Genomic DNA, 5,535 nt, shown 5'->3' with positions numbered 1-5,535 from the left:
GGACTAAGCACCAAAGTACTTTTTTTCTTGTGTCCGTTTTACAGGGTCCATTTTAAATTATTTCGTAACATCCCCTTTATTTTAATTCTTCTAATATAATTTTAGCAATCTTTTTGTTATGAATAATATAACTGCTATGATCTTCTCCTTCGAGAATTCTAAACTCACAGTTTTTAATATGATGTGAAATACGTTCAATATGATCTAATTTAATTAAATCATTACTTCCTGCAAGCAGTAATGTTTTAGCTTCTATTTGATGAAGTTGTTGATTAGAAATATGGGGTTCTTCTAACATCATTCTAATTAAAGGATTTTTTGTTTTTTGATATTGTTCCTTCATTTCTTGATAAATTTCTAATATAACACCATTAGGTTTAACATTGACTCCTGCAAGAATTAAATGATCTACAAGTTTTGGATAAAGACTTCCTATTAATAAACCAATAATTGCTCCATCACTACTTCCCATTAAAGAAACATCTTTTAATTCAAGTTGTTCAATCATTTCTTGAATATCCTTTGCCATATCTAGATAATGATATTCTAGAACTTTATCACTTTGACCATGTCCTCTAGAATCAACAGCATAAACAGTATAATGCTTTTTTAATAATTCTATAGCTTCATCAAAAATACGATGATCTTCTTCATTTCCATGAAGTAAAATTAAAGGTTTCCCTGTTCCTTGTTTTTCATAAAACAAGCGCACACCATTTACATGTATAAACATTAACAATACTCATCCATACACGCTTGAATTCTACTTTGAACAAGAGCAGCAATTTCAGGTGTTTTTAAATCTTTATATTCATCATATTCAATTGGTTTTAAATAATGAATTTGTGCTTTTACGGGTTTAATTGTATTGTTATCAAATACTTGATAACAATCAATCATTGCTACTGGAACAATTGGACAATGAGATTTTAAAGCAATTTTAAAGGTTCCACCTTTAAATTCACCTATTTTATTACCTTGTTGAGAACGTGTTCCTTCTGGATAAATAACATAATTCATACCAGCTTCTATTTCTTTAGAAACGTTTTTAACCATTTTGGCACCATCTCTAATACTACTACGATCTAAAGCATAATAGTCTAATGTTTTAACAACATCTTTAATTAAAATTGTAGATGCTAATTCTTTTTTTAATACAAATTTAGCTGTTTTATCATGTGTTTTAAAAACAGCCACAATATCAAATAATCCTTGATGATTAGGAGTAATGAGATATCCATTTTCTTGAGGAAGATTTTCTAAACCATAACATTCTAAATCTACTCTTGCTTTTTTAACAATTTCATCAGCAACATTATGTATAAATTGATATCCTTCATCAATTGTTGGATATTTTTCTTTATTTTGATATTGTTTTAATTTATAAAACCACCAATAAGGTAATTTAAAAATACATCTTAAGATAACTAAAATAATTCTTTTCATATCATCATCCCTTTTTATAGATTTGTAAGACAAATGTTTCCATTTGTGTTTCTTTTTCTAATTGAAAATTATATTCGTCAAAACTTGGAAAATAGGTTTCGCCTTCATGTTTTCCTGGTATTCTAGAAATAATCAGTTCATCTACATAAGGAAGTGCTTGCTTATAAATAGAAGCCCCTCCACAAATAAATAAATCTTCCTTTTTATTTTTATATTCTTGAATCGTTTCTACTAAATCATGTCTTACTTCTACACGTTCATCATCTAATTCACCACGGGTTACAACAATTGTTTTTCTATGAGGAAGTGGTCTTCCTATTGCCATGTATGTTGTTTTTCCCATTAAAATTGTTTGATGAAGTGTTGTTTTTTTTAAATGTTGTAAATCTTCTTTATTATGCCAAGGCATTCCATTAGAAGAGTCTTTTTTACCAATTAATAAATCATCGTTTGTTGCTACAATAATAGAAATCATTAGACACTCACCTTTCCAACAAGTCTGCCATGAGATTGATAATTTTCAATTTTAATATCATCTATTGTAAAATCAAAAATAGATTTAACTTCTGGATTTAAAACAAGTTGACATTTAGGGTAAGGAGTTCTAGAAATTTGTTCCTTAACAACATCAAAATGATCTTTATAAATATGAGCATCTCCTATAGTATGCACAAATTCTTTTGGTTTGTACCCACATACTTGAGCAAGCATTGCTGTAAATAAAGCATAAGCTGCAATATTAAATGGTACTCCTAAAAATGTATCTGCACTTCTTTGATATAATTGACAACTTAAATATTTTTTATCATTGCTTACATAAAACTGTAAGAAAGCATGACATGGTGGAAGTGCCATTTCATCAACTTCTGCTGGATTCCAGGCACAAATAATATGTCTTCTTGAAAATGGATTATTTTTTAATGAATCAACAAGTTTTGCTACTTGATCAACACCTTCATTATTAAAATTACGCCATTGTCTACCATAAACTGGTCCTAATTCACCATATTTAACAACAAATGGATCATCTGCTGGTAATTCTTTGATTTTAGCAACAAATTCTTCTAAAGTTTCTCCATGAAAATCTTCACTTTTCTTAAAAGTTTCATAAGGCCATTCATTCCAAATCTTCACATTTCTATCAACAAGATATTTTATATTAGTATCTCCTTTAATAAACCATAATAATTCTTCAGCAATAGGTCTTAAAAACATTTTCTTTGTTGTAAGTAAAGGAAAACCATCTGTTAAATCATAACGTGTTTGATAACCAAAAACACTACGTGTTCCTGTTCCTGTACGATCATCTCTATCTTGACCGTTTTCTAATATGTATTGACACATATCTAAATATTGTTTCATTTCATTCACCTCTTTGTCAATTATATAGAAAATCATTTCAATTGTCATCTACAAAAAAAGAGGATTTCTCCTCTTAATCATATCTATGTCGATATTCTTCCATCATTCCTTTAAAGATTTCACCATTTGTAGGTGGTGTAAAGGTTACAGCATTTGCTCCTGCTTGAATAACTTCTCTAACTGTTTCTTCTGTTGGTCCACCAGTAGCAATAATAGGGAAATTAGGATCAATTTCTCTTAATTTTTTAACAATTTTAACAGTATCTTTTCCTCCAGATACATTTATAATATTTGCTTTCGTATGTAACATTCTTTTTTCTAAATCTTCATTTAAAGAAACAATTGTTAAAACAACAGGAATATCAATATCATCTGCTAGATTTTGAACAAATTCAGTTGTTGTTGGTGCATTTAAAACAACAGCTGTGGCTCCATGTAACTCTGCATCTAAAGCAATCGATTCAACACGTTTACCGGCAGTTGTTCCACCACCAACACCAACAAAAACAGGTCTTTGAGCAACTGAAATAATTGCTTCTGTAATTTGAATTGTTGGTGTAAAAGGATAAACCGCAATAACAGCATCCGCATTACAATTAGCAATCACCGCTACATCTGTTGAAAAAACCAATGATTTAATTCTTTTTCCATTAATTAAAACTCCTGTAGCTTCACGATAAACTTCAGGTACAAGAATTGTATGACTTCTAAGTTGGGTATTGATTTTAGGTATTGCTTTATTCATAAAATCCTCCTTAATGTCTTTGAATATAATGATATGTTGCCCCAATTAAATTCGCATCATTTCCAAATTGACATACTTTAATATTTGGTCGTACATGTGCATGCGTTAATTGAGAAAAAATAATATCTAATTGTTCATTGACTTTATCTAATAAATCACTTCTTGATGAAATAGCTCCACCAATAATAATCATGCTTGGATCATAAGCATATTGTAAATTATAAATACCCATTGCAAGAGTACGATAATATTCATCAACATATTTTTTATAAACTTCATTATTATCCGCTTGATCAAAAACTTCTTTACCATCTAAAGTATGATAATCAACGCCTAGTTCCTTAGCCACTCTTTTAGTTACCGCAACAGTTGATCCATCATCTGACCATGTATAATATTTCTTTTCATCTTGATCATATCTCATAATCATATAACCAAATTCTCCACCATGTAATGCATTTCCATGATGAACATGACGATCTTTAATAACTGCTCCACCAATTCCTGTTCCACTAACAATAAAACAGCAATCATTTTCATGACATGCAACACCTTTCCATACTTCTGCAAGGGCTGCACAGTTAGCATCATTTTCAAATTCAACATCTTTATTTAAACGTTGTTTTAAATCTTCTTTAATATTTGGACCATGAATATAATCGATAGCACTTGAACCATAAATAATACCACCATCACTATCAACAGCTCCTGGCATTGATAAAGCAATTCCTTCTACATCTTGATATTCATGAGCTACATTTTCTATTTCTTGATACATTTTTTCTAATGTATCTGGTGTTTTAAATTTATTTGATGAAGACACTCCTCCTTCTTCATTTACAACAGCATATTTGACAGATGTTCCCCCAACATCAAACGCTAAATATTTTTTCATAAGCTTCTCCTTTCGTTTCTTACATTATTATAATATATTTTTTTGAACAAATCATTAACATCCTTATTTTATAAACACCTTATTCCATTTATCACAATTTCTTTCCAATAATTCAAAATCAACCGTTGCTAATTTTATATAATTATAAGAAGATTTTCTTTTTTTCAGTTTATAAACAATTTGTGCTCGTCTCAATATATCCTCTTGATTTTTAAAACTTCTTAAAACCTGAACTTGATTTATTAATAATCTCTTATACTTTAAATCTTTTTCTAAAAAAATATTAAACTCATGATAACATCCTTCAGGAACAAGAATCATATTATTAAATAATAACTTTCCTAGATATGATTCAACCGTTGGATTCCCATTAAATATTCTTTTAATAGTTGGAACTCGTGTAAATTGAACTTTTTTATGACCATCTTGATCATTATAATAATCTCTTTTATCAGGTGAAGATAAGGGAACAAAATACTTATAACCATTTATTAATACTTTTATAGCAATAAATTTTCTTTGATGATTTCCACTATTATGTATTAAAACTTTTGAATCTGCTTTGTATAAATATTCCATATATTGACTATCAATTTCATATAATTTCATAAATATAGCTCCTTTTAGATAATAAAAAAACGAAGAGGTTCTCTCTTCGTATAAGTATTTGATTTCTTATAAGAAATCTATGATTTTTTAGCTCCCACTATTTGGCAGGGAATCTCCTGATTTTTTAGCTCCCACTATTTGGCAGGGAATCTCCTGATTTTTTAGCTCCCACTATTTGGCAGGGAATCTCCTGATTTTTTAGCTCCCACTATTTGGCAGGGAATCTCCTGATTTTTTAGCTCCCACTATTTGGCAGGGAATCTCCTGATTTTTGAAGACAATTTCTCCACTGTTATAATAGCAATTTTTGTCTCAAAATACAATTGATTTATTAAGATTATTCATCTATTTTTAATACATGGATTCCATGGTATTGACAATAAGTGAACTACTCCGACTTACACTTCGTTTAGAAGTCGGAGCTTCTTGCTTCAACCACTACAGCCTCTAATGACAATACATTATAGGTCTTACACAG

The 5,535-nt window shown here is 29.4% G+C and carries 7 protein-coding genes; all 7 read right to left on the bottom strand.

Annotated features, from left to right (window positions below; all coding sequences use genetic code 11):
• Window positions 1-76 precede the first annotated feature (76 nt).
• Window positions 77-733 (bottom strand): alpha/beta fold hydrolase, encoded by a 657-nt coding sequence (locus LJD34_RS15415; protein WP_227360311.1) that lies wholly within the window; start codon window positions 731-733, stop codon window positions 77-79.
• Window positions 733-1,446 carry a lysophospholipid acyltransferase family protein gene (locus LJD34_RS15410; protein ID WP_227360310.1) on the bottom strand — a complete coding sequence of 238 codons (714 nt, stop codon included), beginning with the start codon at window positions 1,444-1,446 and terminating at the stop codon, window positions 733-735. Before LJD34_RS15410 ends, LJD34_RS15415 begins: the two co-directional genes overlap by 1 nt.
• Before the next feature lie 4 nt (window positions 1,447-1,450).
• On the bottom strand, window positions 1,451-1,921 hold the full coding sequence (locus LJD34_RS15405) for a dihydrofolate reductase (RefSeq protein ID WP_227360309.1): 471 nt from the start codon (window positions 1,919-1,921) through the stop codon (window positions 1,451-1,453).
• Complete coding sequence (gene thyA, locus LJD34_RS15400; RefSeq protein WP_227360308.1) at window positions 1,921-2,808, bottom strand: thymidylate synthase; 888 nt, start codon at window positions 2,806-2,808, stop codon at window positions 1,921-1,923. Before thyA ends, LJD34_RS15405 begins: the two co-directional genes overlap by 1 nt.
• Before the next feature lie 73 nt (window positions 2,809-2,881).
• On the bottom strand, window positions 2,882-3,553 hold the full coding sequence (locus LJD34_RS15395; RefSeq protein WP_032091681.1) for a hydrolase: 672 nt from the start codon (window positions 3,551-3,553) through the stop codon (window positions 2,882-2,884).
• A gap of 10 nt (window positions 3,554-3,563) precedes the next feature.
• Complete coding sequence (locus LJD34_RS15390) at window positions 3,564-4,448, bottom strand: ROK family protein (RefSeq protein ID WP_119362913.1); 885 nt, start codon at window positions 4,446-4,448, stop codon at window positions 3,564-3,566.
• Between the two features lie 63 nt (window positions 4,449-4,511).
• Entirely contained in the window at window positions 4,512-5,057 is a 546-nt protein-coding gene (locus LJD34_RS15385) for a type III toxin-antitoxin system ToxN/AbiQ family toxin (RefSeq protein WP_227360307.1), read from the bottom strand.
• Between the last annotated feature and the right edge of the window lie 478 nt (window positions 5,058-5,535).

This window comes from Faecalibacillus sp. MSK20_93 (assembly GCF_020589945.1).
Classification (GTDB): domain Bacteria; phylum Bacillota_I; class Bacilli_A; order Erysipelotrichales; family Coprobacillaceae; genus Faecalibacillus; species Faecalibacillus intestinalis.
Note: the sequence above shows the minus strand (reverse complement) of the source record. Positions and strands in the feature narration are given on the sequence as shown.